A 25,933-nucleotide genomic window follows, 5' to 3' on the forward strand; every position below is an offset into this window, starting at 1 on the left:
CACAGACGCCTCGGCTTGGGCGAGTCCATTCAATTACAAGGTTGTGTGAGACCCTTCTATGCATATTCCTAAAAGTTAGTTTATTTAATTTTTATACACGCTTAGGGTATATGCACCGGACCACCGGACATTCTTGTTTTCGTTCGTCGCAACCATCGCGACGTTTCCATGAGATGTGAGGTAGGTATGGTCCGGAACACAATCACCCCAGTGCAGATCGCCAGGGCATTGCGTGCAGCCAAGGAGCGGCACTGATGTCCAGTCTGGCAGATGCAATCGTCCAGAGTGATCTGGACATCGCCCCGTTGTTGTTGCCCGCGCAGGTCTTGCGCAACGACGCACAAGCCATCAAGGCCGCCCATGAGCTGGCGCAAGTCGCCCGCCTGCAAGCGGCCAAACGCGACCAGCAGCGCAAGCTGCCGTGGTCGGAAATCGAACAATTCACCCGCAGCGGTTTGGGCAGCATTGCCATCCCGCGTGAGTACGGTGGCCCGCAGGTTTCGTTCGTCACTTTGGCCGAAGTCTTCGCGATCATTTCCGCGGCCGACCCGGCACTGGGACAGATCCCGCAGAACCAGTTCGGCATTCTCAACCTGGTACTCGGCAGCGCCACCGAATCGCAAAAAAAGCAGCTGTTCAAAAGCGTGCTCGACGGCTGGCGAATCGGTAACGCGGGGCCTGAACGCGGCACCAAAAACACCCTTGAACTCAAGGCGCGAATCACCGCCAACGGCGACGGCTTCATCCTCAACGGGCAGAAGTTCTATTCCACCGGTGCCCTGTTCGCCCACTGGGTCGCCGTCAAGGCGCTGAACGACGACGGCAAGCAAGTGCTGGCCTTCGTTCGTCGCGGCACTCCTGGCCTGCGCATCGTGGATGACTGGTCGGGCTTCGGCCAACGCACCACCGCCAGCGGCACCATTTTGCTCAACAACGTGCAGGTCGACGCCGAGCTGGTGGTGGACAACTGGAAGATCAATGACAGCCCGAACATTCAGGGTGCCGTGTCGCAGCTGATTCAAGCAGCCATTGACGCCGGCATCGCCCGGGGCGCCATCGACGATGCCATCGCGTTCGTGAAAACCCGTGCTCGGCCATGGATCGACGCCAAGGTCGAACGGGCCAGCGACGACCTCTATGTGATCGCCGACATCGGCAAACTGAAAATCGAACTGCACGCCGCCGAAGCGCTGCTGCGCAAGGCTGGGCAAGTGCTCGATCAAGTCAACGCCGCACCGCTCACCGCCGAGTCTGCCGCCCGCGCTTCGATTGCCGTGGCCGAAGCCAAAGTCCTGACCACCGAGATCTCGCTGCTGGCCAGCGAAAAGCTTTTCGAACTGGCCGGCAGCCGCGCCACCCTCGCCGAATTCAACCTCGACCGTCACTGGCGCAACGCCCGCGTGCACACGCTGCACGACCCGGTGCGCTGGAAATATCACGCCGTCGGCACTTACCACTTGAACGGCACGCTTCCCGCTCGCCACTCCTGGATTTAACGACCAGATCTCTGGAGAAACACATGACTCTTTCTCACCACGTCGCGGTCATAACCAGCGATGAGCAAGCCTTGATCGTCGCCAGTGACCTGGCCGAAGATTTCAAACGCGACAGCGCCCTGCGCGACCGCGAACGCCGTTTGCCACACCCGGAACTGGAAGTGTTTTCCCGCTCGGGTCTATGGGGCATCAGCGTGCCAAAAGAATATGGCGGCGCCGGGGTTTCCAACATCACCCTGGCCAAGGTGATCGCGCTGATCGCCCAGGCTGACGGTTCCCTCGGCCAGATCCCGCAGAACCACTTCTACGCGCTCGAAGTGTTGCGTGTGAATGGCAGCGAAGAGCAGAAGAAGCGCCTGTACGCAGAAGTATTGGCCGGTCAACGCTTCGGCAATGCCCTCGCGGAACTGGGCACCAAAACTGCCCATGACCGCGTCACCAGCCTGACCCCTGATCTGCATGGAGAACGTGACGGCTATCGCATCAACGGCCGCAAGTTCTACGCCACTGGGGCGATTTATGCCCAGCGCATTCCGACGTCGGTCGTGGATGAAAACGGCGTTCAGCAACTCGCTTTCGTCCCTCGTAACGCCAAGGGTCTGACGGTGATCGACGACTGGAGCGGCTTCGGCCAGCGCACCACCGGCAGCGGTTCGGTGGTATTTGAAGATGTTTACGTCGCCGCCGAAGACGTGATCCCGTTCCAAAGTGCGTTCGAGCGCCCGACCACCGTCGGCCCGCTGGCGCAGATTCTTCATGCCGCTATCGACACCGGTATCGCCCGTGCTGCCTATGAGGATGCGCTGCATTTCGTGCGCACCAAGACCCGGCCGTGGATCGATTCCGGCAACGACAAAGCCACCGAGGACCCGCTGACCATCAAGAGCTTCGGTCACTTGAGCATTCGCCTGCACGCCGCTGAAGCCTTGCTGGAACGCTCCGGCGAATTCCTCGACAAAGCTCAGGCCGACACCAACGCCGAGACCGTCGCCGCCGCGTCGATTGCCGTCGCCGAAGCCCGCGCCATCAGCACCGAGATTTCCCTCGCCGCTGGCAGCACGCTGTTTGAACTGGCTGGCAGCCAGGCAACCCTGATCGAACATGGTCTGGACCGTCACTGGCGCAACGCTCGGGTACACACGCTGCACGACCCTGTGCGCTGGAAGTATCACGCGGTCGGCAATTACTACCTCAACGATGAAAACCCTCCATTGCGAGGGACCATCTGATGGCCGATGCCAAAAAGAAGATCCTGCTCAACGCGTTCAACATGAACTGCATCGGGCACATCAACCATGGTCTGTGGACGCATCCACGGGACACTTCAACCCAATACAAAACGATCGAATACTGGACCGAACTGGCGCAATTGCTGGAGCGCGGACTGTTCGACGGCCTGTTCATCGCTGACATCGTCGGCGTGTACGACGTCTACCAAAACTCGGTAGACGTACCGCTTAAAGAGTCCATCCAGTTGCCGGTCAATGACCCGCTACTGCTGGTCTCAGCCATGGCCGCGGTCACCAAAAACCTTGGCTTCGGTCTCACCGCCAACCTGACTTACGAACCGCCGTATCTGTTCGCCCGACGCATGTCCACGCTCGACCATCTGAGTCGTGGCCGGGTCGGCTGGAACATCGTCACCGGCTACCTCGACAGCGCCGCCAAAGCCATGGGTTTGAGCGAACAGGTGGAACACGACCGTCGTTACGACCAGGCCGACGAATACCTGCAAGTGCTCTACAAACTCTGGGAAGGCAGTTGGGAAAACGGCGCGGTGCTTAACGATCCGCAGCAGCGGATCTACGCGCAGCCCGAGAAAGTGCACAAGGTCGAGCACAAGGGCGAGTTCTATCAGGTCGAGGGTTATCACCTCTGCGAACCGTCGCCGCAACGTACACCCGTGCTGTTCCAGGCCGGCAGTTCGGATCGCGGATTGCTGTTCGCCGGACGACATGCCGAGTGCGTGTTCATCAGCGGCCAGAACAAACCATCGACCAAGGTTCAAGTGGACAAGGTGCGCGCCAGTGCCGTCGAGGCCGGGCGCAACCCTGAAGACATCAAGGTGTTCATGGGGCTGAACGTGATTGTCGGCGAAACCGAAGAGGCTGCCTGGGCCAAGCACGCCGAGTACTTGAGCTACGCCAGTGCCGAGGCCGGCGTGGCGCATTTCTCGGCGTCCACCGGAATCGATTTCTCCGAATACGCCATCGACGAACCGATCCAGTACGTGAAGAGCAACGCGATCCAGTCCGCCACCAAGAACCTGCAAAACAACGACTGGACCCGCCGCAAATTACTCGAGCAACACGCGCTGGGTGGTCGCTACATCACGGTGGTTGGTTCGCCTGAGCAAGTCGCCGATGAGCTGGAATCGTGGATCGCCGAGACCGGTCTGGATGGCTTCAACCTGACCCGAATTGTCACACCGGAAAGCTATGTGGATTTCATCGACTTGGTGATCCCGGAGTTGCAACGCCGAGGGTCGTACAAGACCGCTTACGACAGCGGCAGTCTGCGAGAAAAACTGTTTCACGGCGAGGCGCATTTGCCTGAGCAACACACCGGTTCCGCGTTCCGACGCTAACCCTGTGGCGAGGGAGCTTGCTCCCGTTCGGCTGCGAAGCAGGCGCAAACCTGCAACCGAGTTGTACCTGACACACCTCACTGAATGGCATTGGGGCTGCTCCGCAGCCCAGCGGGAGCAAGCTCCCTCGCCACAATGCGTGCACACATTAAATAATTGACTGGAATAACCATCATGACCAAGAAACTCTTAACTCACCCAGTCAAAGCACTGGCCCTGGCCCTCGGCCTTTTCAGCTCCATCTCCTTCGCCGCCGACGCGCCACTGAAGGTCGGCACCACCGCCGCTTTCGCCATTCCCCTGGAAGCCGCTGTCGAAGAAGCCAAGAAACAAGGCCTGCAAGTCGACCTGGTGGAGTTCAGCGACTGGATCGCGCCCAACGTCAGCCTCGCTGCCGGCGACATCGACGTGAACTACTTCCAGCACGTCCCGTTCCTGGAAAACGCCAAGGCCGCCGCCGGTTTTGACCTCGTGCCGTTCGCGCCGGGAATCATCAACAACGTCGGCCTCTACTCGAAGAAATACAAAAGCTTTGACGAGCTGCCGGAAGGCGCCAGCGTGGCGATTGCCAACGACCCGATCAACAGCGGTCGTGGTTTGCAACTGTTGGCCAAGGCTGGCCTGATCACCCTCAAACCGGGTGTCGGCTACAAGGCCACCGAAGAAGACATCATTGCCAACCCGAAAAAAATCAAAATCCTTCAGGTCGAAGCCGTGCAACTGGTACGCGCCTATGACGACGCCGATCTGGTTCAGGGTTACCCGGCCTACATTCGCTTGTCGAAGACCTTCGATGCCAGCTCTGCCCTACTGTTCGACGGCCTCGATCACAAGGAATACGTGATCCAGTTCGTGATCCAGCCGAAAAGCAAAACCGACCCGCGCCTGATCAAATTCGTCGATATCTACCAGCATTCGCCGGCCGTACGCGCGGCCCTGGATAAAGCCCACGGCAAGCTCTACCAAGCTGGTTGGGAAAGCTGAATATGACGGCAGCCACCCAACTGCGACTGGAAACTCCAGAGCCCCACAAAGTCGAACAGACCGAACTGCACCCGCAACTCAACCGCGCCCACGTACGCTTCATCGGCCTGGGTAAAACCTACAACGGTCAGCAAGGCCCGGTGGCGGCGCTGCACGGCATCGACCTGGCGATCCAGCGCGGTGAAGTGTTCGGCATCATCGGCCGCAGCGGCGCCGGCAAGTCGTCGCTGATTCGCACCATCAACCGCCTGGAACAACCGAGCGCGGGGCGAGTGCTGATCGATCAGGTCGACATCGGCGAGTTCGATGAAGACCGCCTGGTGGCGCTGCGTCGGCGCATAGGCATGATCTTCCAGCACTTCAACCTGATGTCGGCCAAGACGGTGTGGCAGAACGTCGAGTTGCCGCTGAAAGTCGCCGGCGTACTGAAGGAAAAACGCGAGCAGAAAGTCCGCGAATTGCTGGAACTGGTGGGCCTGCAAGAGAAGCACAAGGCCTACCCGGCGCAGCTTTCCGGCGGGCAGAAACAGCGCGTCGGCATCGCTCGGGCACTGGTGCATGACCCGGCGATTCTGCTGTGCGACGAAGCGACTTCGGCGCTGGACCCGGAAACCACGCAATCAATCCTCGGCCTGCTGCGCGAGATCAATCAGCGCCTGGGCCTGACCATCGTGCTGATCACTCATGAGATGGCGGTGATCCGCGATATCTGTGATCGGGTCGTGGTGCTGGAACACGGACGAATCGTCGAGCAAGGCCCGGTCTGGGAAGTCTTTGGCAACCCGCAGCACGAGGTCAGCAAAACCTTGCTGGCGCCGTTGCAACACGGTTTGCCGGAAGAACTGCGAAGCCGCTTGCAGCCACATCCACAGTCCTCGGACGCCGCTGTTGTGCTGCGTTTACAGTTCACCGGCAGCGCCAGCGATGAGCCCGACCTGGCCGCGTTGTTCAGCGCCCTCGGCGGTCGCGTGCGCTTGCTGCAAGGGGGCGTGGAACGGATTCAGGGCCATGCGCTGGGGCAATTGCTGTTGGCGGTGACCGGTTCGTCCCTCGGCGCAGAGGATTTGCGTCAACGCGCCGGCAACTGGGCGCAACAGGTGGAGGTGCTGGGTTATGTGGTTTGATCGCTTGCTGCAAGGCTTCATCGACACCTTCCTGATGGTCGGCGTGTCGTCATTGATCGCGCTGCTGGCGGGCATTCCGCTGGCGGTGATTCTGGTCACCAGTTCCAAAGGCGGAATCTATGAAGCACCGGCGCCGAACCGTGCGCTGGGTGCGTTCGTGAACCTGTTTCGTTCGATTCCGTTTCTGATTTTAATGGTGGCGCTGATTCCGTTTACCCGGTTGATCGTCGGCACCACGTACGGCGTTTGGGCGGCCGTGGTGCCGCTGACCATCGCCGCTACACCGTTCTTTGCGCGCATTGCCGAAGTCAGTTTGCGTGAGGTTGATCACGGGTTGATCGAAGCGGCGCAGGCGATGGGTTGCCGGCGCTGGCATATCGTCTGGCATGTGTTGTTGCCTGAGGCGCTGCCGGGGATTGTCGGCGGTTTCACCATCACCTTGGTGACCATGATCAACTCATCGGCCATGGCGGGGGCGATCGGTGCGGGTGGACTGGGAGACATCGCCTACCGGTACGGGTATCAGCGGTTTGATAGCCAGATCATGTTGACGGTGATTGTGTTGCTGGTGGTGTTGGTGGCGGTGATTCAGTTGGGCGGGGATCGGTTGGCTCGGGGATTGAACAAGCGTTGAGTCTGGCTCATGGCGTATATTCGGCAAATCCCAATTGCCTGCGCAGCCGACCATGAAACAGACCCCCACCGACCTCGAGCAGATCACCTCCACCACCCTGGGCCATTACAACTCGGTGGCTGAAAGTTTTCGCGAAGGGACTCGCGATCATGATGTCAGCCAGAACATTGATGCGCTGCTGCGGCATATTCAGGGGGAGGCACCGTTCGACATTCTCGACTTTGGCTGCGGGCCGGGTCGTGATTTGCAAACCTTCACGCGCATGGGCCACACCGCTGTCGGGCTTGATGGCTCGGAGAAGTTTGCACAGATGGCACGCGAAGACAGTGGTTGTGAGGTCTGGCAGCAAGATTTTCTGAAGCTGGATTTGCCGGCTGAGCGCTTTGACGGGATCTTCGCCAATGCGGTGCTGTTTCATATTCCACGTCAGGAATTGCCTCGGGTGTTGAAGGAATTGCGCGGAGCTTTGAAGCCGGGCGGGGTGTTGTTCAGTTCCAATCCGCGTGGCGAGAATCAGGAGGGGTGGAATGGGCCGCGTTATGGGGCGTACCACGATCTTGAGACGTGGAAGAAATTGCTGACGGAGGCGGCGTTTGTGGAGTTGGAGCATTACTACCGGCCGGCGGGGCTGCCGCGGGAGCAGCAGCCTTGGTTGGCGAGTGTTTGGCGTAAGGGGTGACATTGGGTGTGTCATGAAGATCCACCCCTCACCCCAGCCCTCTCCCCAGAGGGGAGAGGGGGAAAGGGGGCAGATCTTCATCGTTCTCAATGCCTGAGCTCGACTCGATTTTTCAGGTCGATGTATAACGTGAGACACCTTGGTCAGTCCCCTCTCCCTATGGGCGGTCCGACGTTTCGGGAGGGTTAGGGTGAGGGGTGGGTCTCAAGCCGATCACCTTTCTTCGGTTCGCGGATTTTGTACCAGGCCACGTACAGCGCCGGCAAAAACAGCAATGTCAGCAACGTCGCAATAATAATCCCGCCAATCATCGCGTAGGCCATCGGCCCCCAGAACACTTCCCGGGCGATCGGGATCATCCCCAGGCTCGCTGCCGCTGCCGTCAACAGAATCGGCCGGCGACGATGCTCCGTGGCTTGCACCACGGCATCCCACGGTGCATGACCGTCCTTCTCCAGGGCATCGATCTGCGTCACCAGAATCACCGAATTGCGGATGATGATGCCGATCAGCGCCAGAATCCCGAGAATCGCCACAAAGCCCATCGGCGTGCCCGTCGGGATCAGCGCCAGCACCACGCCGATCAAGCCGAGCGGCGCAACGCTGGCCACCAGGAACAGCTTCTGCACGCTGTGCAACTGGATCATCAGGAAGGTCGCCATCAAAAACAGCATCAACGGCACGACCTTGGCAATCGGCCCTTGGGCCTTGCCGCTTTCCTCGACGGTGCCACCGGTAGCGACCTTGTAGCCCACCGGCAAACTGGCGGCGAATTTATCGATGTCGGGTTGGAGTTGCTTCACCAGGTCGGTCGGCTGAATTTCGTCGCGCACCGCCGCCTTGATGGTGATGGTCGGTTTGCGGTCGCGGCGCCAGACCAGTGGCTGCTCAAGTTCATAGCGAACGGTGGCGAACGCCAGCAGCGGAATCGACGTGCCGCCCGGCGTGACGATCTGCAAATTCTGCAGGGTTTCCGGGGTGCCGCGTTCAGCGTCTTCCGCACGACCCACCACGTTGATCAGGTAGATATCGTCATCGACCTGTGTCACTGGCGCACCGACCACGATGCTGTTCATCAGATTGGCCACGTCTTCCGATGACAGTCCCAATTGCCGCGCCTTGTCCTGCGCGATGTCAATGCGCAGGACTTTGCCCGGTTCGTTCCAGTCGTAAATGATCTCGCCGATGTGAGTGTTTTTATCCAGTTCGGTGGCCAGGGCGATGGCGTGTTTACGCACCTGATCGATGTCCTTGCCACTGACCCGATACTGAATCGGCCGCCCCACCGGCGGGCCCATTTCCAGCGCCTGGACGTAGCTGCCGATACCGACAAAATCCTTGCGCAGCCGCTCGCGCAAGCGCTGGCTAAGGGCATTACGCGATTCCAGGCCTTTGCTGACGATCACCAGTTGCGCGTAATACGGGTTCTGCAATTGCTGGTCGAGGGGCAGGTAGAAACGGATCGCACCTTCACCGATGTAAGTGCTCCAGCGCACGATGTCCGGATCGTCCTTGAGCGTCGCTTCGAGCTTGTCCACAGCCTTGCGGGTTTCGGCGATCGAGGCGTTTTGCGGCAGGTTCAAGTCGACGAGGATTTCCGGACGGTCCGAGGACGGGAAGAACTGGTTCTGCACAAACTGCATGGAAAACACCGACGCCACAAACAGTGCAACGGTGATGCCGATCGCCCACCAGCGATTGCGCATGGCCCAGAGCAAGCCGTAATTGAACGACCGACCGATGCGCCCCGGTTCTGCGTCGTGAGGTTTCACGTTGGCGCTGAGGATGTGCACGCCGATCACCGGGGCGAACAGCACCGCGACAATCCACGACACGATCATGGCCACCGCGATCACCGCGAATAGCGTGAAGGTGTACTCGCCGGCCGAGCTGGCGTTCAGGCCGATGGGCACGAAACCGGCCACCGTCACCAACGTACCGGTGAGCATCGGGAACGCGGTCGAGGTGTAAGCGAACGTGGCCGCTTGCTCCTTGGTCTCGCCCATTTCCAGGCGCGTGACCATCATCTCGACGGTGATCATCGCGTCGTCCACCAGCAGCCCGAGCGCAATGATCAGCGCGCCGAGGGAAATCCGCTGCATGGTGATGCCACTGTATTCCATGAAGACGAAGACCATCGCCAGCACCAGCGGGATCGAACACGCCACCACCAGCCCGGCGCGCACGCCGAGGCTGACGAAGCTGACGATCAGCACGATCACCACCGCTTCAAACAATGCGCTGGTGAAGCCGCCGACGGCTTTTTCCACCACTTCGGCCTGGTCGGAAACGTTGTGCACGCCGACGCCCACCGGCAGGTCGGCGGTCAGGTCATTCATGCGCTGGTGCAGCGCGTTGCCGAACGCCTGAATGTTGCCGCCCTTCTTCATCGCAATGGCGAGGCCGATGGCAGGATGGCCGTTAAAGCGGAATTCCGGCGTCGCCGGGTCAACGTAGCCACGGCTGATTTCGGCGACGTCAGCCAAGCGGTAGAAGCGATCGTTGAGTCGCAGGTTTACGTTTTCCAGGTCCTTCTCGGAGGCAAACTGTCCGGACGTGCGCACGGAAATCCGCTCGGGACCGGCCTCGATCACACCGGCCGGCGTCACCGCGTTCTGCGATTGCAGGCTCTGCACCACCTGACGCTGATCGATGCCCAGCGCCGCCAGTTTGCGAGTGGAGAAGTTCAGGTAGAGGACTTCGTCCTGCTCACCGACCATCTCGACCTTGCCCAGCCCCGGCACTTCGCGGATCTCGGCGCGGACTTGCTCGACGTAATCGCGCAATTGGCGCATCGATAAACCGTCGGCGGTAAAGGCGTACACCGAGCCGAACACGTCACCGAACTCATCGTTGAATCCCGGCCCTTGCAGGCCTTGGGGGAAGTCGCCGCGAATGTCGTTGATCTTCTTGCGCACCTGGTACCAGATTTCCGGAATGTCCTTGGCGCTGGTGGTATCGCGCAAGTTAACGAAGACCGTCGACTCGCCGGGGCGGGTGTAGCTTTTCACGTAGTCGAGGGAGTCGAGTTCTTCGAGTTTTTTCTCGATCCGGTCAGTGACCTGCTTGAGGGTTTCTTCCTGAGTCGCGCCCGGCCAGCGGGTCTGGATCACCATGGTTTTGATGGTGAACGACGGATCCTCCTCGCGGCCGAGGTTCAGGTACGAGAACACGCCCATCAGCAGCGCGACGAACATCAAATACCAGACAAACGACTGATGCTTGAGGGCCCATTCGGATAAGTTGAAACTCCCTTTCATTGCGGGCTGTCCTCATCGATTTTTACTTTTTGCCCCGGTTTCAGGCTGTTCACGCCGGCACTGACCACTCGCTCGCCGGACTTCACACCGTTGGCCAGGACCATCGTTGAGTCAGTGCGGCTGATCAGGCTGACGTCTCGCGGGGAAACGGTTTGGGTCTGCGGATCGATGACCCAGATCCGCGGTTTGCCATCGACCTCCTGGAGCGCGGTCAGGGGCAGTTCGATACGCGGTTTGATCGCAGAGCTGAGGGTCACGCTGATCGCCGTGCCCAGGCGAAACCCCGGCGGCGTATCGGTCAGGCTCAGGCGGGCGCGGCGGGTGCGGGTCGCACTTTCAGCCTGGGGTTCGATCTCGCGAACGATGGCAGTGGTAGTGATGCTCGGGGCGAGCTGGACGGCAACTTGAAACACCACGTCTTCCGGCAACTGGTCGACCAGCGTGTCCGGCAGGTCGATCACCGCTTCCTTGATGTCCGGTTGCGCCAGGGTCACCACTTGCTGGCCGGCAGAGACGACTTGCCCGGCTTCGGCGTTCCACGCGGTGACGATGGCCTTGTGGTCGGCGCGCAGTTCGACGTAGTTGAGCTGGTCCTTGGCCTGATCGACCGCAGCCTTCGCTTGATCGAGGGAGGCCTGGGTGGTTTTGAGGTCGGTCTGTGCGACGTCGAGTTGCGCCTGGGCGCCCACGCCACGATCGAACAACTCTTGCTGACGCCGGGCATTGGCCTGAGCGTTGATGAGTTGCGCCTGGACGTTGGCCAGATCACCCTGAGCGGAACGCAACTGATTCTGCTGATCGGTGGGGTCGAGTGTAGCGAGCAGCGCGCCCTTATCGACTTCGGCACCGACATCGACATTACGGCTGGCGATGCGTCCCGGCACCCGGAAGCCGACATTGCTTTCATAACGGGCCTGGATGCTGCCGGCGAAGCGGCCCAGGCTTTCTTCGTCCAGGGACTGGACCTTGATGGACAGCACCGGACGCACTGGCTCCGGCGGCGGTTCTTTTTTCGAGCAGGCCACCAGCATCACACCGGCGCAAACCAGTAACAGACGCTTCATGGCTGGGCTCCTTCGGCTAAATCCTTATAGGTGTTTTCGGCGATTTCCACCTTCACGCCGGGGTGCAGCAACTGGGCGCCGGCAATGACGACTTTTTCGCCACCCTTCAGGCCGGCGCTGATGATCACTTTGCCGGTCAGGTAGCGACCGACAGTGACGGTGTGCAGCTGTGCCTTGCCCTCGTCGTCCACCAGCCATACGGCCGGGTCGCTGAGATTTTTTGTCAGTGCCGACCAGGGCAATTCGACCGCCGACTTGCCTGGCGTCTTGGCCGTGGCACTCACCACCGAACCGAGCTGCATGCCTTCCGGTAGTCCGTTGAGAGTGACTTTGACCTGCACCGTGCCGGTCTGCGCGGAGACGGCCGGGGTGATTTCCCGAACGGTACCGGTGGTTTTGATCTCAGGTTTGTCGAGGAGGCTGACGACCACTGTTTTGCCTTCTGGCGGCTCTGTCAGCAGCGATTCGTAGACGTTGAACACCGCGTCGCGCTCGCCATCGCGCGCCAGGCTGAAAATCGGCACGGTGGCCTGCACCACTTGGCCGACCTCGGCCTGACGCGCGGTAATCACTCCCGGCGCGTCGGCAACCAACGCGGTGTAACCCAGTTGTTCACGGGCGTTGGCCAGTTGCGCCTGGGCCGCCGTCAGGGCGCTTTGGCTGCTGCGCAAGGCGGCTTGGGCGGAATCGAATTCGCTCTGGCTGGTGTAGCCCTTGGGCAGGAGTTTTTGCTGGCGAACAAACGCGGCAGCGGTCTGTTTGACTCGGGCCTGTTCGGCAACAACCTGCGCCTGGGCCGAGTCGACGCTGGTTTGCAGGTCCTTGGGATCGAGTTTTGCCAAAACCTGTTTGGCCGAAACCCGATCACCGACATCGACTGTACGCTGGATGATCTTGCCGGCAACGCGGAACGACAGGTCGGTCTGGACCCGCGCCTGAACATCACCGGTCAGGGTCACCGTCGCCGCGTAATCCGCCGATTTGACCTCTTGCACGAACACCCGAGGGCGGTCCTTCTCGACCGGTTTTTTCTCGCCGCAGGCGCTCAGCAGGACAAGGAGGCTCAGGCCAACCACTGTTTTCAATCCGGGACCCACCATGCAGACTCCTTTGCGTTGTACGTTCGTGCCAATGGCGATACGACTGTGAGCTTAGAACAGGGTTCCAAGGGTGCGCCTCACGGTTTGAAATAAAGCCTGGCGCACGATGACGTCGACAATAAGGCAGAATCGCGCACCACGCAGCAGGAAGCTTCCCATGCTCAAAACCCTCGCGGTGGCCAATTACCGCTCGATCAATAAATTGGTGATTCCGTTGGGTCGGTTGAACCTGATCACCGGCCCCAACGGCAGCGGCAAATCCAACCTCTACCGCGCGTTGCGCCTGCTGGCGGAAACCGCTCAGGGCGGCGTGGTCAATGCGTTGGCCCGCGAGGGTGGGCTGGATTCGACCTTCTGGGCCGGGCCGGAAAACATCAGCCGACGGATGCGTAATGGCGAAGTCCCGATCGAGGCGACCGTTCGACACGGCGCAGTACGCCTGCGTCTGGGGTTTGCCGGGGAAGATTTCAGCTATTCGATTGCCTTGGGCCTGCCGGCACCGACGCGCTCGTACTTTGCCCTCGACCCGGAAATCAAAAAAGAATGCATCTGGTCCGGGCCGTTCTACCGCTCCGCCAGCCTGCTGGTGGACCGCGAAGGCCCGATGATCCGCGCTCGCGAAGGTCGCAGCTGGGAAGTACTGACCCAGCACACGCCGAATTTCGACAGCCTGTTCGATCAGGTCGGCAGCTTGCGCACCTCACCGGAAGTCCTGCAACTGCGCGAGTTCATCCGCCGCTGGCGCTTCTACGATCACTTTCGCAGCGACGCCGACGCGCCGGCGCGCCAACCGCAATTGGGCACCCGTACGCCGGTATTGCATCACGACGGCCGCGACCTCGCCGCTGCGTTGCAAACCATCCGCGAAATCGGCGATCCGGAGGCTTTGCAGACCGCGATCAGCGACGCGTTCCCCGGGGCGCGCTTGAATATCGAGCAGTTGCAGGGCGGACGGTTTGCCATCGAGTTTTATCAGGAAGGGTTGTTGCGGCCGTTATCAGCGGCCGAGCTGTCGGACGGGACGTTGCGGTATTTGTTGCTGGTGGCGGCGCTGCTGACGCCTCGGCCGCCGACGCTGATGGTGCTGAACGAGCCGGAAACCAGTCTGCACCCGGACCTGTTGCCGGCGTTGGCGCGGTTGATTATTCGGGCGTCAGAGCAGTGTCAGGTGTGGGTGGTTTCTCATGCACGGCGGTTGATTTCGGCGTTGCAGGAGGATCCGGAGTGCAATTGCATTGTGCTGGAGAAGACATTGGGCCAGACCGGGATTGTCGGGCAGCGGATATTGGATGAACCGGCGTGGTATTGGCCGGATTGATTGGCTGGGCTTTAGATCCACCCCCTCACCCTAGCCCTCCCGAAGCGTCGGACCGCCCCAAGGGGCGAGGGGACTGACCGAGTTGTACTTTCGAGCTACATCGACCTGAAAGCCCGAGTCGAACTCAGGTTCTGAAAGGCCCCCAATCTGCTCCCTTTCCCCCTCTCCCCCGTGGGGAGAGGGCTGGGGTGAGGGGTGGTTTCTAGCCTCACCGAATAATCAGCAGATCAACCCTGCCACTTCCCACCCTCAACGATCACGCTCTCAGGCTTGGTGTCATCGCTCAGCTCTTTACGCACATATTGGTCATACAGTTTGAGCAAAAACTTCTCTTCACCCAGCTTCGCCAACTCGACATTCACCCAATCACGCAGCTCGACATTGCCCTTCTTCACCGCCGGCGCAATTGGCGCTTCAGCGCCCAACGTCTGGGTCAGCACGCGATAGCCAGGGTTCTGCTTTGCCCAACTGAACAGCACCAGATTGTCCTGCGCATACGCATCGCCGCGCCCATTGGCCAGCGCTTGCAGGGATTCAGAGTTTTTCTCGAACTTCAGAAGCTTCCAGTCCGGATGGTTCTTGGTCAGCCAGATATCGGCCGTAGTGCCGGTGGTGACGATGGTGGTACGCGTCGCCAGGTCATCAAGGTTTTTCACCGAACTGGCCTGCGGCACCAACGCCTGCACCGCCACCTTAAGGTTCGGATTGGTGAAATCCACCGCTTCCTTGCGCTCCGGGGTGACGGTCATGTTGGCCAGGATCAAATCGACCTTGTCGCTTTGCAGGAACGGAATCCGGCTCGCCGGTTCTACCGCGACGAACTCGACCTTGTTTTCATCGCCCAGCAGGTCCTTGGCGAATTGACGGCCGATGTCGGTATCGAAACCAACATAACGCCCGGCTTCATTGACGAAACCAAACGGCGGTTTATCGGTGAAGACACCAACGATCAGCTTGTCCCGTGCTTTGATTTTTTCCAGATAACTGGCACTGGTGGCCGCTGGTTTGGCGGGTTCTTCGGTTTTGTTGCAGCCGGCCAGCAACGCGAGGCCGAGCAGCGGGAGTAGCAGCAGTGAAGTCTTGGCAGTTTTCATAGCAGTTCCAGTTCCTTTGTTTGAGTCGTTTTGGGTAGTGCGGCGACGTAGGAGAACTTCTCCAGGAACTGCTGCGCTCGTGCGGTTTGCGGGTTCGTAAAGAAAATCTCGGGAGGGTTTTGCTCAAGGATTCGCCCGGCATCCATGAACACAATGCGGTCAGCCACGGCGCGGGCGAAGGCCATTTCGTGGGTGACGATCAGCAGGGTCATGCCCTCGCGGGCCAGGCCCTGGATAACTTCCAGCACTTCCTTGACCATTTCCGGGTCGAGGGCGGCGGTGACTTCATCGAACAACATGACGTTCGGGTTCATGCACAGCGAGCGGACGATGGCGATGCGTTGCTGCTGGCCACCGGAGAGCTGGCGCGGGAAGGCATCGCGCTTGTCCGAAAGGCCCACGCGCTCAAGCAACGCTTCAGCCTGGGCACGGGCCTCGCGGCGGTCGCGTTTCTGCACTTTGAGCGGGCCGAGCAGCAGGTTGTCGAGCACACTCATGTGCGGGAACAGGTGGTAACTCTGGAACACCATGCCGATCTGCTGCCGCACTTCGCGCCAGTCGGTGCCCTTGTCCAACAACTCGAGGCCGGCAAAATTCAAGCTGCCGCTGTGGGCGACTTCAAGACCGTTGAGGCAGCGCAGCAAGGTGCTTTTACCGCAGCCGCTGGGGCCGAGGATGACGATCACTTCGCCTGACTTCACTTGCAGGTCGATGCCGTTGAGCACCTGCTGCTCGCCGAAAAACTTGTTGAAACCCTTGAACTCGATCAATGCGCTCATGCTTGCGTCCAGCGCCGCTCCAGCACGCGAGAGGCGGCCGAAAGCGGGTAGCAGATGAAAAAGAAAAACAGGAACAGTGCGCCGTAGATCAGCACCGATTCGTAGGTGCGCTCGATGATCTGCTGGCCGACTTTGATCACGTCGACCACGCCAATCAGCACCGCCAGGGAGCTGGTCTTGATGATCCGCGTGTAGACGTTGATGGTCGGCGGCGTCATGCGTTTCAGCGCTTGTGGCAGCAACACGTAGCCGTAGAGTTGCGGGCCGTCCAGGCCAATCGACAACCCCGCTTCACGCTGCCCGCGAGGCAACGAATGCAACGCACCGCGCACCACTTCGCCGACTTCGCTGGCGCCCCACAACGACAACACCAGCACTGCGCACCAGAAACTCGGAATGCTCAGGCCAAAGAAAATCGGCAGACCGAAGAACAGCAAATACAACCAGACCAGCACCGGGATCGCCCGGAACAATTCCAGATACACGCGCAGGACCGCGTTCAGCCATTTCGAATTCAGCGTGCGCAGCACACCGTAAAGCACGCCGCCAACGGTGCTGATGGCGATGCTCAGGAAAGAGATCGACAAGGTTTGCGCAGCGCCCTTGCCCAGTTGCGGCAATGACACCCAGAGCAATTCAAGACCCGAACTGGCCATGCTGGAGCCTCCTTTCCAGACGGCTGAGCAATAGCGACAGCGGTAGAAACAGCAGCACGCAAATCAGCGTCAGCACGGCGAGCATTTCGTAGGTTTTGTAGTAGAGCGCGATGTAGCTTTTGGTGGTGTAGAGAATCTCCGGCACCGCCACCGCCGAGACCACGGTGGTTTCCTTGAGCAGGAAAATGAAATTGGCGAACAGCGACGGCAGGCTGAGGATCCCGGCTTGCGGCAGGATCACGTAGCGCAGCAATTGCCCGTGGGACAGGCCGATAGAGCGGCCGGACTCGAGCTGCGCCTGTGGCACCGCGTCGACACCGGCACGCAGCACTTCGGTGAGGTAGGCGCCGCCGAGGAAGGTCATGGTGATGATCGCCGCCGCAAAGCCCGAGACCTTGATGCCCAGTGCCGGCAAGGCGAAGTAGACGAAGAACAGCTGGATCAACAGCGGCGTGTTGCGCGCCAGCTCCACATACAGCCCGACCAGGCGCTGCAAGTAAGGCGTGCGGAACACCAGAATCGTCGCGTTGATCAGCGCCACCAGCAACGACGTGCCGATAGCGATGAAGCCAACCTGCAGCGTCACGCCCACGGCCTTGAGAAACGCCGGCAAGGTGCTGAGGATAAATGCGTAATCGAAGTTCATTGAACATCCTGGACGCCGCAGGGTAAGCGACGGTGGTGCAGTCCATGGGCAGTGGATAACTACCCGACAGGCACCGACTTTAAAGGTATAAAAAGAAGAATTTAAATACCGTTAAAGCATATTGATATCACGCAAAAAACTATCCTCCGCATTTGCTGTGGCGGCGGAAGACGACTATTTTTCTTTGCGCTGTAGGAAGGATCTTTTTTTCAGAATCCCCCTCCAAGGATGCACAGCTTTTGGCCAGACTCCCCGGCCGAACCATCACAAGGAAGAGAAAATGGCTGACGTAAAAGTGCCACAGCGGCTGGATCCGCAGGACATCGTGAAGTTGTTGATGGCGTTGCGCAGGGCGTTGAATACGCGGGAGTAGTTAGAACCACCCCTCACCCTAACCCTCTCCCCAGAGGGTAGAGGGGACTGACCGATGTGTTCTTGGAGTGACATCGACCTGACAAATCGAGTCGAACTCAGGTTTTGAAAAGCATGAGGATCTGCTCCCTTTCCCCCTCTCCCCCGTGGGGAGAGGGCTGGGGTGAGGGGTGGTTCTAAAGCCGAACTCACATTCCAAATAATTCCCAACACCCAATAAAAAAACGCCGACGCTGTATCAGCCGTCGGCGTTTGAAACCTTGAAGGGGTTTACCTCGCGAATCAGAACGCCGGCAGTACCGCGCCGCTGTACTTCTTCTCGATGAATGCTTTCACTTCAGGACTGGTCAAGGCCTTGGCCAGTTTCTGGATGGCAACGCTGTCCTTGTTGTCCGGACGAGCCACCAGGAAGTTCACATAAGGCGAATCTGCACCTTCGATCACCAGCGCGTCTTTAGCCGGGTTCAGACCTGCTTCCAGCGCATAGTTGGTGTTGATCATGTCCAGGTCGACCTGGTCCAGAACACGCGGCAGCATGGCCGATTCCAGTTCCTTGAACTTGAAGTTGTGCGGGTTCTTGGCAATGTCTTTCGGGGTGGCCAGAGCGTTTTTCGGGTCTTTCAACTCGATCAGGCCAGCCTTCTGCAGCAAGATCAGGGCGCGACCGCTGTTGCTGCCTTCGTTGGGGATAGCGATAGTCGCGCCATCTTTCAACTCAGCCAGGGTTTTGACTTTCTTCGAGTAGCCGCCGAACGGTTCGACGTGCACGCCGATCACGGTCACCAGGTGGGTGCCTTTACCTTCGTTGAAGCTTTTCAGGTACGGCAGGGTCTGGAAGTAGTTGGCGTCCAGACGCTTCTGGTCGACCTGTACGTTCGGCTGAACGTAGTCGGTGAAGACTTTGATTTCCAGGTCCACGCCTTCTTTGGCGAGGGTGGGTTTGATCAGTTCCAGAATCTCGGCGTGTGGAACCGGGGTCGCCGCAACTACCAGTTTCTCGCCAGCCTGGGCCAGGCCCGCAGTCAGGGCAGCCGCCAATGCGGTGAACAACAGAACCTTTTTCATGCAGTGTCCTTATCGAAAATCACGGTCGTCATCGACGACGGCTTGTTTAGTACGAGTGCCAGTGAAGTGCTATCGCTGGCGTGACGCGGACAATACCGGGATTTTTTATTCCCGAACAATATCTTTTATTCACTTTCATATTCCATTTTGTTCATACAGATCGCTACAGCGTCTGCGTCAGGCTTTCGAGCAAATGCTTGAGCGCGGATCGCTCGGCAGCCGTGCCGCTTTTAATCAGCTGAGCCGCTTGTTGCTCAATCTGCACCAATGACGGCGGCGCCTCGGGCAGATTCAAATGCTCTGGCAAAATCTCATCGCCGGTGCTGACCAGCAACGCAAAGTGAATGACGTTTTCCAGCTCCCGGGTGTTGCCCGGCCAACTGTGTTGCTCTAACAAATGCTGCGCGGCTTCGCTGATCAGCGGCACCGGCAGGTCCAGCCGTTGGCTATAGATGCCGAGGAAATATTCGGACAGCGACAGAATATCGCCCACCCGTTCACGCAGGGCCGGCAGTTCGAGCTGGCCTTCGCTGAGGTAGTGGTAGAGCCGCTCATTGAATTTTCCAGCGGCCACCGCTTGGGCCAGGTCGATGCTGGTAGCGGCGACCAGGCGCACGTCCACCGGGCTCGGTTGGTGAGCGCCGACACGGGTGACTTCGTGGTTTTCCAGCGCCGCGAGCAATTTGATCTGGATCGGCAGCGGCAGGTCGCCAATCTCATCCAGGTAGAGCGTCCCGCCGTTGGCAGAACCGAACCAACCCGCACGACTGCTGGCCGAACCGCTGTAACTGCCAGCGGCATAACCGAACAATTCAGCATCGGCGTAAGTCGGGCTGATCGCGCCGCAGTTGACCGAGACGAACAACCCGCCGCGATCACTCGCACGATGGATGTGTCGCGCAAGCAATTCCTTGCCGCTGCCGGTTTCGCCACGGATCAACACCGAGATCGAGCGCGGTGCGAGTAACTCCAGATCCTGGCGTAACTGACGCGAACGCGGATCGACAAACACCAGCGCCTTGGCGCGAATGCTCAGGGGACTTTTTTCTGCGTCGGGGAAGGTCAGCAGCGGCTGACCGAAGGCTTCAAAACTCATGGCAGACTCCCGCCCTGAACCGCCGGGAGACGGGGGCGAATTTTTAAAAAAAAGAAAGGGTTCAAGCACGTCGCAGGGCGTGGTGTTCCATGCGGTTTTGCAGGCGATAGAGATAGGCAAAACCCTGCTCCCAGCGCTGGTGACCAGACTTCACGTTGATGTGCCCGGCACCCGACAAAATCCCCGCCTCGGCGCCCCAGTGACGTGCCAGTTCCAATGCACGCGGTGTGCTGACGGCGCTGTCGTTGTCGGAGCTGACAACCTGACTCGGGAACGGCAGCAGGTGGGTTGGAATTGGTGCGAAATTGCGCAGGGCCGGTGCGCAGGCCGGACGCTCGACGTCCGCAGGGGCGACCAGCAAGGCGCCGCGAACCTGACGCAAAAACTGCACGGGCGCGGTGGCCGCCCAATGCGCGACAGTGATGCAACCCAGGCTATGGGCGATCAGGATCACCGGCGTGCTGTCAGCGGCAATCGCCTCAGCCAGTGCCGCGACCCAGTCTTCACGACGCGGCGTCAGCCAGTCGGCCTGCTCCACTCGTGCGCTGTTCGGCAGGCTGTTCTGCCAATGGCTTTGCCAATGATCTTCTGGCGATCCTTGCCAGCCCGGCACAATCAGGTAGCGAATTGATTCGTTGCGCATGGGGGAACTCTCCTGCTGCGTGTCTGTTCCTGAGCAAGTATAGGGAGGAGAGTTATATTCGTTAAGGAATAAGAAGCTATTTATTAAGACCAATAAAGAATATGCAGCAGTTTGGGACAGACAAAAAAAGGGGCCGCACCCTGCCAAGGAGACGGCCCCGGAAACTCAAAATCTGTTAGCGCGATCAACATCACTGGATGCGATGATTGGCTGAAACTGTTATCTAATAAAGGAATATTTAATTACTTTATTAGATTAAAAAAACATATACCAATCACACCACAGTGACCGCTGAGTACCACTGCTCGCGTCATAACGTAGCGACCTTTTGGGTCAGATTGATGACGAGCATTGTTGTTTTGAGTTTCCGGGCGCATCGATCAAGCCTGAGCGGCACGAACCTCCTGCGCCTCTGCTGTTTCCGTGCGCACAAATCGGTTCGCCCGCCCAAACGTCCCGAAATCATTGAACCGCACACCCATCTCGCGCATCACTTTATGCGCCACTGGCACGGTCATCTGACGGATGTAAAACGGTTCCTTCACCACAAAATGATGAATCCCGTGAGTGCTGCCGAAGTTGAAGCAGAACGCCTGCAACGGCCACATCCACCAAGGGTTCAGCACCTGGGTCTGCTGGATCACATTGCCCGGCTCCACGTCACCGTAGTAGTGCATGTTCGAGCTGACGAAATGCAGGCAAAAGGTACGCAACACGTTCGGCCCGATGATCACCACGGCAGCGATGTCGATCACCTGCATCACCGACAAAGTAGTCGCCGACCATTCAATCGACGCTCCCATCAGATAGGCGATGCCATTGGCCGCATGGAAACCCAGGAACATGTACCAGGCGCCCCAATGCACCAGCGCTAGTGGCGCGTAGACCTTCAGGGTGCGCTTGATGATGCTGATTTTGTGAGCCCAGGTCTTGGCCCGCAGCATACGGATGAACGCCGACATCACGTTGTCGCCGACCATCAACAGCCGCGCAAAACCCCAGGGTTCGCCGTTGGTGATGGCGCGCTCTTCCATGTCGGATTCTGTGCCGGAGACTTTGTGGTGATTGAGGTGCAGATGCCGACGAATCCACGGATTGATCGTGCTCGGCCGGGCCAGCCACACCAGTCCCATCATCAGGTTGTGCGGCACGCGCTGTTTGCGGAAGTACATGCTATGAATCAGGTCGTGTTCCAGCTCGTGAGTCAGCGAGGCAAAAAATGCGTTGAGCAGCAGGCACACCCACCACGCCATGTGCCCGGTCATGTAGAGCGTCGCCGAGCCAATCATGCCGACCAGCGCGAAGGCCAGAATTCCCGCGCCCAGGGCGTCCTGATGGTTGAGAATCGGGTAGCGCTGACGCAGTTCGACCCCCTTGGCCAGCACCACTTGGCGAATATGCGCTGATCGCTGAGCTGCATTCAGTCGCTGGGGACTTGCAGAAGTACCGTGCATGCTTCCATCCTCTTATTATTGATGTTCGCATCCTGCCTTGTGAACCCTCGCAACGCGGTAGCCGTGAACGCCAACCTGTTGACCGGAAGCGCCAATCAGCATGACTGAACCGACCTCCCTCGCCAGCTGGACCCGCGCCCTGCGCAAGCAACTCGATGCCCTGGGCCTCGACAGCACCGCCCTGTGCCAACAGGCGGGGCTCGACCCGCAACTGATGGACGACCCGAACGCCCGTTACCCGTTGTCCGGCACCACGCGCCTGTGGGAAATCGCGGTGCAGGTCAGCGGTGATCCGGCGATTGGTTTGCGGGTATCGCGCTTCGTCAGCCCCACCACGTTTCACGCACTCGGTTATGCGCTGGTGGCCAGCGGCAGTCTGCGAGAAGTGTTCGAGCGCATCGTGCGTTATCACCAGGTGGTCAGCGATGCTCTGGATCTGGAACTGACTCGCGCCGAGGACCGCTACCGTTTCCGCCTGAAAATCCCGCCAGGCAATCCGGCCCCGGCCTTCGAAGCCATCGACGCCTTCACAGCGATTTACGTACGCACCTGCCGCAATCGTCTGGGCCGCGATTACGCCCCGCTGGCGGTGTACTTGCGTCGCCCGGAACCGGCGGACCCGCATCAATGGCACAAAGTCTTCCGCTCACCGGTGTACTTCGCCGCCGATGAAGACCGACTGGAGTTCGCCGTCGTGGACTTCGACAGCCACCTGGACGACGCCAACCCGGAACTGGCCGAGCACAACGAAACCGTGCTCAAACGCACCCTCGCCCAACTCAAACCCATGACCTGGGAACGCAAGGTTCGCGACGCCATTGAGGAGCAATTGCCGGAAGGCGAACCCAGCGCCGAACACATCGCCCACGCCCTGCACCTGAGTTTGCGCAGCCTGCAACGGCATCTGGCGGACGAAGGTTGCCGGTTCGATACGCTGCTCAACGAGAGTCGCGAGAACCTGGCGCTGCTGCATCTGCGCGATCCGCAATGCTCATTGAGCGAGATCAGCTACCTGCTGGGATTTGCGGATACGAGCAGCTTCAGCCGGGCGTTCAAACGGTGGACGGGAATGACGCCGGGGCAGTTTCGGGATGGGTTGCGGTAATCAGCTTTTGACCAAGCTGCGCGCTACACCTGATTTCCACTGTTCGATCATCGCTTCGCCCACCATGGCAAAGGCGCCATTTTTCCTGATGTAATCAACCATTTCCGCCAGCGCTACATCCATTCCATGAACGACTTGCTGCAGCAATTCATTGCACCGTCCCTCGGTCAGGTTGCAAGCCGACCGACCAAAACGCATCAACATTTTGTATTTGGGCCACGCCTTTGATCCGCCTAACAGCAACGCCATACTGTCTGCCTTGATGTAGACCGAAGTCGTGACGATGTCGTAGGCCGGAGCCAGTCTGATTTGCGCATCAGCACCACAATGTTCGTACAGCACACCGAAGTTCTTGAGGTGAGCATTGCCATTCTTCAGAGCGGATGACAACGCCACTACTTTGAAAAAAGACTCAAGGGCTTCGTTGAGCAATGGCGGGGAGACAAACTCCTTGATCTGCCTCGCGGCGCCTTCGTACGAACCATCGTATTTGGCCTTCGAAGGCCAGGCATTGAGCACGCAGAAATCCTCAAAGCCCAGATAACCTCTTTCATTCAGATCGAAACGTTCGACGACCAGAAATTTACCGTGATCGCTCAGGTCGAAAACCGGCACATCAAGACCCGAATGCCGCGCAGCCCTCATGCAGAAGTACTCGTTGGCAGCGAGTTCCGGGTATTCCTCCGGCCGAAACGATTTGACCAGGTGCGTTGCCCCTCGATGGGTCAATCGGTCGACAGTTGTCGCACTGTCACGGATAAGCACCTTCGGCTGCACACCGGAAACGCCCGAATATTGGCCATAGGTGTGCAGCAGATCTTCGAACAAACCTTGCGCACCGTCATGAACCAGCAGTTCTGCGAGGCTGGTTTCAGGTAGCCGTTCACTTGCCTCTTGCGCGTTTTTAATCCCCACTCGCCCAAGCTGGTGCGGGCCGACGATCGCCAGCATCGCGAAGTCGTCAAACCCTCGAATCGCTTTGCTGAAACGACGAGTCAATTCTTCACGCAGAGAGCCTTCCGGTAGATTCATTTCAAAAACCGGCGGGACACCTCGCTCCCACGTGTAGCTCTCGAGACGAGCGGGCATGGTCAACGAGATGGCGTTTTCTTCCAGCGCGTCTTCGGCGTAGGCAAACACTGAATCAATGCGAGACTGAGCACGGCCGAGGGTTCCGACCGTTGTGCCGGAAACACTGATGTGCAGCCGGTCCTTTTCCTGCTGCTCACCCATGGAAGTTGACCTTTTTGAGGGTGTCCAGTGTCGGACGCGTCGACCGCCGCGGCACGGCCGTCAGCTCGTACCCGAAGCCATTGAGGATCGCTTCAACCTTGCGCAGGCCAATTTCGGAAATGGTGTTGTTCTCGATACCCGAAATCGTGGAACGGCTCATGCCGTACTGCTTTGCCAGGTCCTGTTGAGACATCTTTCGTTCTTTGCGCAGCAACCTGATCAGTTCGCCGAGGTTTTCCATCGCGCCCACCTGCATCATATACAGTGCATATTTATTGAAATAATCTATTTGCATTGTATTTAATGCATAACCAAGTCGAAGTCTAGCTCATTGATTGATCGGACCCGGTCTCAGCGCCCCCGATCCCGCCGCAACAACTTGCGCACTCGCTTCACCAGTTCACTGACGGCAAACGGCTTGAGCAGGTAATCATCCTCATGCAACTCCAGATCGCGCAGACGATCCTCGATGCCGTCCTTGGTGGTCAGGAACAGCACCGGCGTTTCACCCAGTTTGCGGATCTGCTGCAGCAACTGCCAGCCATTGAGCCCCGGCAGCATCACGTCGAGGATGATCAGCTCGTATTCGCCAGACTCGATAAAGCGCCGGCCGTCCATGCCGTTGAGCGCCACATCGACTGAGTAACTTGCCTCGCTCAGACCTTTAGCCAGGAGTTTGGCGGTCTCAGGTTCGTCTTCCACTAACAGCACACGCATGGCACACCTCGATTGTCGTCATCACAGGCTAGGCGCCTTCGCGTCCAAAGCCCACCACTAACGCCGGGTTTTAGATAATCGCCAACATCCGCAATCGTTGCGCATCCAGAATCTCGATCTCGCCGTACTTAAGATTCACAATCCCCTGCCCCTGCAAGTCCTTGAGAATCTGATTGGTGGTCTGGCGCGACAGCGAAAGCATCGACGCCAATTGTTCCTGTGGCAGCTGCAATACACTGCGTGGCGGGTCGATCTCGCCATAACCCTCGGCGATCATCAGCAAGCGATGAGCCAGTCGAGCGGCGGCTGGCATGAGGCTCAGCTGTTCGAGATTGATGAAGGTCAGGCGTAGTTTCTGGCTCATCAGCAACGCCAGTTGCCGCCAGTACGCCGGTTGCTCATCAAGCAACGTCAGCAGCACAGCTTGCGGGATGTGCAACAGGGTGCAATGACCCAGACCGAATGCATCATGGGTGCGCGGCTGGCCATCGAACAGGCAGATTTCGCCGAACCAGTGGGGCGACTCCACCAGGCTCAACAGCGCCTCCTTGCCCTGCTCGCTCACTGCGCCGATGCGCACCGAACCTTCGAGCACCGCGTACAGCCCGCACGGTGGATCGCCGCGCTTGAACAGCCGCTGGCCCGGCGACAACCGCCGCACCCTGGCGGCGGCCAGCAGACTATCCTTCAAGGGAACAGGCAAATGGCTGAACCACTGCCCTTTATCCAGCCGCGAACGCCAAACCTGCATGTCCATGAAAACTCCTGGAGATTGTCGTCTGCCTGACAGAGCGAAATGTGGACCCGGGGCATGATCCATCACCCAA

The 25,933-nt window shown here is 59.2% G+C and carries 24 protein-coding genes; 9 read left to right on the plus strand and 15 right to left on the minus strand.

What is annotated here, in order from left to right:
• Window positions 1–254: 254 nt before the first annotated feature.
• The 7 genes from ACSQ87_RS30460 to ACSQ87_RS30490 all read left to right on the plus strand — a co-directional run bounded on the left by ACSQ87_RS30460 (window position 255) and on the right by ACSQ87_RS30490 (window position 7,504).
• Window positions 255–1,496, plus strand: a complete 1,242-nt coding sequence (locus tag ACSQ87_RS30460; protein WP_223432454.1) for an SfnB family sulfur acquisition oxidoreductase — start codon at window positions 255–257, stop codon at window positions 1,494–1,496.
• Between the two features lie 23 nt (window positions 1,497–1,519).
• The gene (locus tag ACSQ87_RS30465; protein ID WP_436275015.1) at window positions 1,520–2,725 is read left to right on the plus strand and encodes an SfnB family sulfur acquisition oxidoreductase; all 1,206 of its coding nucleotides are present in this window, start codon (window positions 1,520–1,522) and stop codon (window positions 2,723–2,725) included.
• Entirely contained in the window at window positions 2,725–4,083 is a 1,359-nt protein-coding gene (locus ACSQ87_RS30470; protein WP_436275016.1) for an LLM class flavin-dependent oxidoreductase, read from the plus strand. The genes ACSQ87_RS30465 and ACSQ87_RS30470 overlap by 1 nt, the downstream gene beginning before the upstream one ends.
• A 174-nt stretch (window positions 4,084–4,257) precedes the next feature.
• Complete coding sequence (locus ACSQ87_RS30475) at window positions 4,258–5,067, plus strand: MetQ/NlpA family ABC transporter substrate-binding protein (protein ID WP_223432451.1); 810 nt, start codon at window positions 4,258–4,260, stop codon at window positions 5,065–5,067.
• A gap of 2 nt (window positions 5,068–5,069) precedes the next feature.
• Window positions 5,070–6,191, plus strand: a complete 1,122-nt coding sequence (locus tag ACSQ87_RS30480) for a methionine ABC transporter ATP-binding protein (protein ID WP_436275017.1) — start codon at window positions 5,070–5,072, stop codon at window positions 6,189–6,191.
• On the plus strand, window positions 6,181–6,825 hold the full coding sequence (locus ACSQ87_RS30485; RefSeq protein WP_436275018.1) for a methionine ABC transporter permease: 645 nt from the start codon (window positions 6,181–6,183) through the stop codon (window positions 6,823–6,825). The genes ACSQ87_RS30480 and ACSQ87_RS30485 overlap by 11 nt, the downstream gene beginning before the upstream one ends.
• Window positions 6,826–6,877: 52 nt before the next feature.
• Window positions 6,878–7,504, plus strand: coding sequence for a class I SAM-dependent methyltransferase (locus ACSQ87_RS30490; protein ID WP_436275019.1), 627 nt, complete (start codon window positions 6,878–6,880; stop codon window positions 7,502–7,504).
• Window positions 7,505–7,689: 185 nt separating this feature from the next.
• Here ACSQ87_RS30490 and ACSQ87_RS30495 read toward each other — a convergent pair whose 3' ends face one another.
• Genes ACSQ87_RS30495 through ACSQ87_RS30505 form a run of 3 tightly spaced genes read right to left on the minus strand, consistent with a single transcriptional unit; the run spans window position 7,690 to window position 12,928 of the window.
• Window positions 7,690–10,764: an efflux RND transporter permease subunit gene (locus ACSQ87_RS30495; RefSeq protein WP_436275020.1), complete on the minus strand. Its 3,075-nt coding sequence runs from the start codon at window positions 10,762–10,764 to the stop codon at window positions 7,690–7,692.
• Window positions 10,761–11,828, minus strand: coding sequence for an efflux RND transporter periplasmic adaptor subunit (locus ACSQ87_RS30500; RefSeq protein ID WP_150656853.1), 1,068 nt, complete (start codon window positions 11,826–11,828; stop codon window positions 10,761–10,763). Before ACSQ87_RS30500 ends, ACSQ87_RS30495 begins: the two co-directional genes overlap by 4 nt.
• Window positions 11,825–12,928, minus strand: coding sequence for an efflux RND transporter periplasmic adaptor subunit (locus ACSQ87_RS30505; RefSeq protein ID WP_436275021.1), 1,104 nt, complete (start codon window positions 12,926–12,928; stop codon window positions 11,825–11,827). Before ACSQ87_RS30505 ends, ACSQ87_RS30500 begins: the two co-directional genes overlap by 4 nt.
• A 157-nt stretch (window positions 12,929–13,085) precedes the next feature.
• Between ACSQ87_RS30505 and ACSQ87_RS30510 the strand changes: the two genes are divergently transcribed.
• Window positions 13,086–14,246: an AAA family ATPase gene (locus ACSQ87_RS30510; RefSeq protein ID WP_436275022.1), complete on the plus strand. Its 1,161-nt coding sequence runs from the start codon at window positions 13,086–13,088 to the stop codon at window positions 14,244–14,246.
• 227 nt (window positions 14,247–14,473) lie between these two features.
• On the opposite strand, the gene ACSQ87_RS30515 is transcribed toward ACSQ87_RS30510, so the two are convergent.
• The 8 genes from ACSQ87_RS30515 to ACSQ87_RS30550 all read right to left on the minus strand — a co-directional run bounded on the left by ACSQ87_RS30515 (window position 14,474) and on the right by ACSQ87_RS30550 (window position 22,051).
• Window positions 14,474–15,340, minus strand: coding sequence for a transporter substrate-binding domain-containing protein (locus ACSQ87_RS30515; protein WP_436275023.1), 867 nt, complete (start codon window positions 15,338–15,340; stop codon window positions 14,474–14,476).
• The gene (locus ACSQ87_RS30520; RefSeq protein WP_436275024.1) at window positions 15,337–16,119 is read right to left on the minus strand and encodes an amino acid ABC transporter ATP-binding protein; all 783 of its coding nucleotides are present in this window, start codon (window positions 16,117–16,119) and stop codon (window positions 15,337–15,339) included. Before ACSQ87_RS30520 ends, ACSQ87_RS30515 begins: the two co-directional genes overlap by 4 nt.
• Window positions 16,116–16,775, minus strand: coding sequence for an amino acid ABC transporter permease (locus ACSQ87_RS30525; protein ID WP_223432442.1), 660 nt, complete (start codon window positions 16,773–16,775; stop codon window positions 16,116–16,118). The genes ACSQ87_RS30520 and ACSQ87_RS30525 overlap by 4 nt, the downstream gene beginning before the upstream one ends.
• Window positions 16,756–17,421 carry an amino acid ABC transporter permease gene (locus tag ACSQ87_RS30530; protein WP_008148239.1) on the minus strand — a complete coding sequence of 222 codons (666 nt, stop codon included), beginning with the start codon at window positions 17,419–17,421 and terminating at the stop codon, window positions 16,756–16,758. The genes ACSQ87_RS30525 and ACSQ87_RS30530 overlap by 20 nt, the downstream gene beginning before the upstream one ends.
• Window positions 17,422–18,075: 654 nt before the next feature.
• Window positions 18,076–18,858, minus strand: a complete 783-nt coding sequence (locus ACSQ87_RS30535) for a MetQ/NlpA family ABC transporter substrate-binding protein (RefSeq protein ID WP_033058537.1) — start codon at window positions 18,856–18,858, stop codon at window positions 18,076–18,078.
• 163 nt (window positions 18,859–19,021) lie between these two features.
• A complete protein-coding gene (locus ACSQ87_RS30540) occupies window positions 19,022–19,954 on the minus strand; it encodes a sigma 54-interacting transcriptional regulator (protein ID WP_436275025.1) in 933 nt (310 codons plus the stop codon).
• A 61-nt stretch (window positions 19,955–20,015) separates the two neighbouring features.
• The gene (locus ACSQ87_RS30545; RefSeq protein WP_223432440.1) at window positions 20,016–20,597 is read right to left on the minus strand and encodes an alpha/beta hydrolase; all 582 of its coding nucleotides are present in this window, start codon (window positions 20,595–20,597) and stop codon (window positions 20,016–20,018) included.
• A gap of 380 nt (window positions 20,598–20,977) precedes the next feature.
• Window positions 20,978–22,051, minus strand: coding sequence for a fatty acid desaturase (locus ACSQ87_RS30550; protein WP_436275026.1), 1,074 nt, complete (start codon window positions 22,049–22,051; stop codon window positions 20,978–20,980).
• Window positions 22,052–22,151: 100 nt separating this feature from the next.
• Here ACSQ87_RS30550 and ACSQ87_RS30555 point away from each other — a divergent pair, with 100 nt between their 5' ends.
• Window positions 22,152–23,156, plus strand: coding sequence for an AraC family transcriptional regulator (locus tag ACSQ87_RS30555; protein WP_223432438.1), 1,005 nt, complete (start codon window positions 22,152–22,154; stop codon window positions 23,154–23,156).
• On the opposite strand, the gene ACSQ87_RS30560 is transcribed toward ACSQ87_RS30555, so the two are convergent.
• From ACSQ87_RS30560 to ACSQ87_RS30575, 4 genes are all read right to left on the minus strand, one after another.
• Window positions 23,157–24,389: a type II toxin-antitoxin system HipA family toxin gene (locus ACSQ87_RS30560; protein ID WP_436275027.1), complete on the minus strand. Its 1,233-nt coding sequence runs from the start codon at window positions 24,387–24,389 to the stop codon at window positions 23,157–23,159.
• On the minus strand, window positions 24,382–24,630 hold the full coding sequence (locus tag ACSQ87_RS30565) for a helix-turn-helix domain-containing protein (RefSeq protein WP_056745799.1): 249 nt from the start codon (window positions 24,628–24,630) through the stop codon (window positions 24,382–24,384). The genes ACSQ87_RS30560 and ACSQ87_RS30565 overlap by 8 nt, the downstream gene beginning before the upstream one ends.
• A gap of 110 nt (window positions 24,631–24,740) precedes the next feature.
• Window positions 24,741–25,106: a response regulator gene (locus ACSQ87_RS30570; protein ID WP_436275028.1), complete on the minus strand. Its 366-nt coding sequence runs from the start codon at window positions 25,104–25,106 to the stop codon at window positions 24,741–24,743.
• Window positions 25,107–25,176: 70 nt separating this feature from the next.
• Window positions 25,177–25,863, minus strand: coding sequence for a Crp/Fnr family transcriptional regulator (locus tag ACSQ87_RS30575; RefSeq protein ID WP_436275029.1), 687 nt, complete (start codon window positions 25,861–25,863; stop codon window positions 25,177–25,179).
• Window positions 25,864–25,933 lie beyond the last annotated feature (70 nt).

Origin of the sequence: Pseudomonas sp. LjRoot277, assembly GCF_964253845.1 — a bacterium.
Taxonomy (GTDB): domain Bacteria; phylum Pseudomonadota; class Gammaproteobacteria; order Pseudomonadales; family Pseudomonadaceae; genus Aquipseudomonas.

Coding starts and splice junctions, on each gene's coding strand:
- ACSQ87_RS30515 (WP_436275023.1), bottom strand. CDS start 15,340: ATGAAAACTGCCAAGACTTCACTGCTGCTACTCCCGCTGCTCGGCCTC.
- ACSQ87_RS30470 (WP_436275016.1), top strand. CDS start 2,725: ATGGCCGATGCCAAAAAGAAGATCCTGCTCAACGCGTTCAACATGAAC.
- ACSQ87_RS30490 (WP_436275019.1), top strand. CDS start 6,878: ATGAAACAGACCCCCACCGACCTCGAGCAGATCACCTCCACCACCCTG.
- ACSQ87_RS30545 (WP_223432440.1), bottom strand. CDS start 20,597: ATGCGCAACGAATCAATTCGCTACCTGATTGTGCCGGGCTGGCAAGGA.
- ACSQ87_RS30560 (WP_436275027.1), bottom strand. CDS start 24,389: ATGGGTGAGCAGCAGGAAAAGGACCGGCTGCACATCAGTGTTTCCGGC.
- ACSQ87_RS30520 (WP_436275024.1), bottom strand. CDS start 16,119: ATGAGCGCATTGATCGAGTTCAAGGGTTTCAACAAGTTTTTCGGCGAG.
- ACSQ87_RS30570 (WP_436275028.1), bottom strand. CDS start 25,106: ATGCGTGTGCTGTTAGTGGAAGACGAACCTGAGACCGCCAAACTCCTG.
- ACSQ87_RS30510 (WP_436275022.1), top strand. CDS start 13,086: ATGCTCAAAACCCTCGCGGTGGCCAATTACCGCTCGATCAATAAATTG.
- ACSQ87_RS30485 (WP_436275018.1), top strand. CDS start 6,181: ATGTGGTTTGATCGCTTGCTGCAAGGCTTCATCGACACCTTCCTGATG.
- ACSQ87_RS30480 (WP_436275017.1), top strand. CDS start 5,070: ATGACGGCAGCCACCCAACTGCGACTGGAAACTCCAGAGCCCCACAAA.
- ACSQ87_RS30535 (WP_033058537.1), bottom strand. CDS start 18,858: ATGAAAAAGGTTCTGTTGTTCACCGCATTGGCGGCTGCCCTGACTGCG.
- ACSQ87_RS30555 (WP_223432438.1), top strand. CDS start 22,152: ATGACTGAACCGACCTCCCTCGCCAGCTGGACCCGCGCCCTGCGCAAG.
- ACSQ87_RS30500 (WP_150656853.1), bottom strand. CDS start 11,828: ATGAAGCGTCTGTTACTGGTTTGCGCCGGTGTGATGCTGGTGGCCTGC.
- ACSQ87_RS30530 (WP_008148239.1), bottom strand. CDS start 17,421: ATGAACTTCGATTACGCATTTATCCTCAGCACCTTGCCGGCGTTTCTC.
- ACSQ87_RS30525 (WP_223432442.1), bottom strand. CDS start 16,775: ATGGCCAGTTCGGGTCTTGAATTGCTCTGGGTGTCATTGCCGCAACTG.
- ACSQ87_RS30505 (WP_436275021.1), bottom strand. CDS start 12,928: ATGGTGGGTCCCGGATTGAAAACAGTGGTTGGCCTGAGCCTCCTTGTC.
- ACSQ87_RS30495 (WP_436275020.1), bottom strand. CDS start 10,764: ATGAAAGGGAGTTTCAACTTATCCGAATGGGCCCTCAAGCATCAGTCG.
- ACSQ87_RS30550 (WP_436275026.1), bottom strand. CDS start 22,051: ATGCACGGTACTTCTGCAAGTCCCCAGCGACTGAATGCAGCTCAGCGA.
- ACSQ87_RS30575 (WP_436275029.1), bottom strand. CDS start 25,863: ATGGACATGCAGGTTTGGCGTTCGCGGCTGGATAAAGGGCAGTGGTTC.
- ACSQ87_RS30540 (WP_436275025.1), bottom strand. CDS start 19,954: ATGAGTTTTGAAGCCTTCGGTCAGCCGCTGCTGACCTTCCCCGACGCA.
- ACSQ87_RS30460 (WP_223432454.1), top strand. CDS start 255: ATGTCCAGTCTGGCAGATGCAATCGTCCAGAGTGATCTGGACATCGCC.
- ACSQ87_RS30565 (WP_056745799.1), bottom strand. CDS start 24,630: ATGGAAAACCTCGGCGAACTGATCAGGTTGCTGCGCAAAGAACGAAAG.
- ACSQ87_RS30465 (WP_436275015.1), top strand. CDS start 1,520: ATGACTCTTTCTCACCACGTCGCGGTCATAACCAGCGATGAGCAAGCC.
- ACSQ87_RS30475 (WP_223432451.1), top strand. CDS start 4,258: ATGACCAAGAAACTCTTAACTCACCCAGTCAAAGCACTGGCCCTGGCC.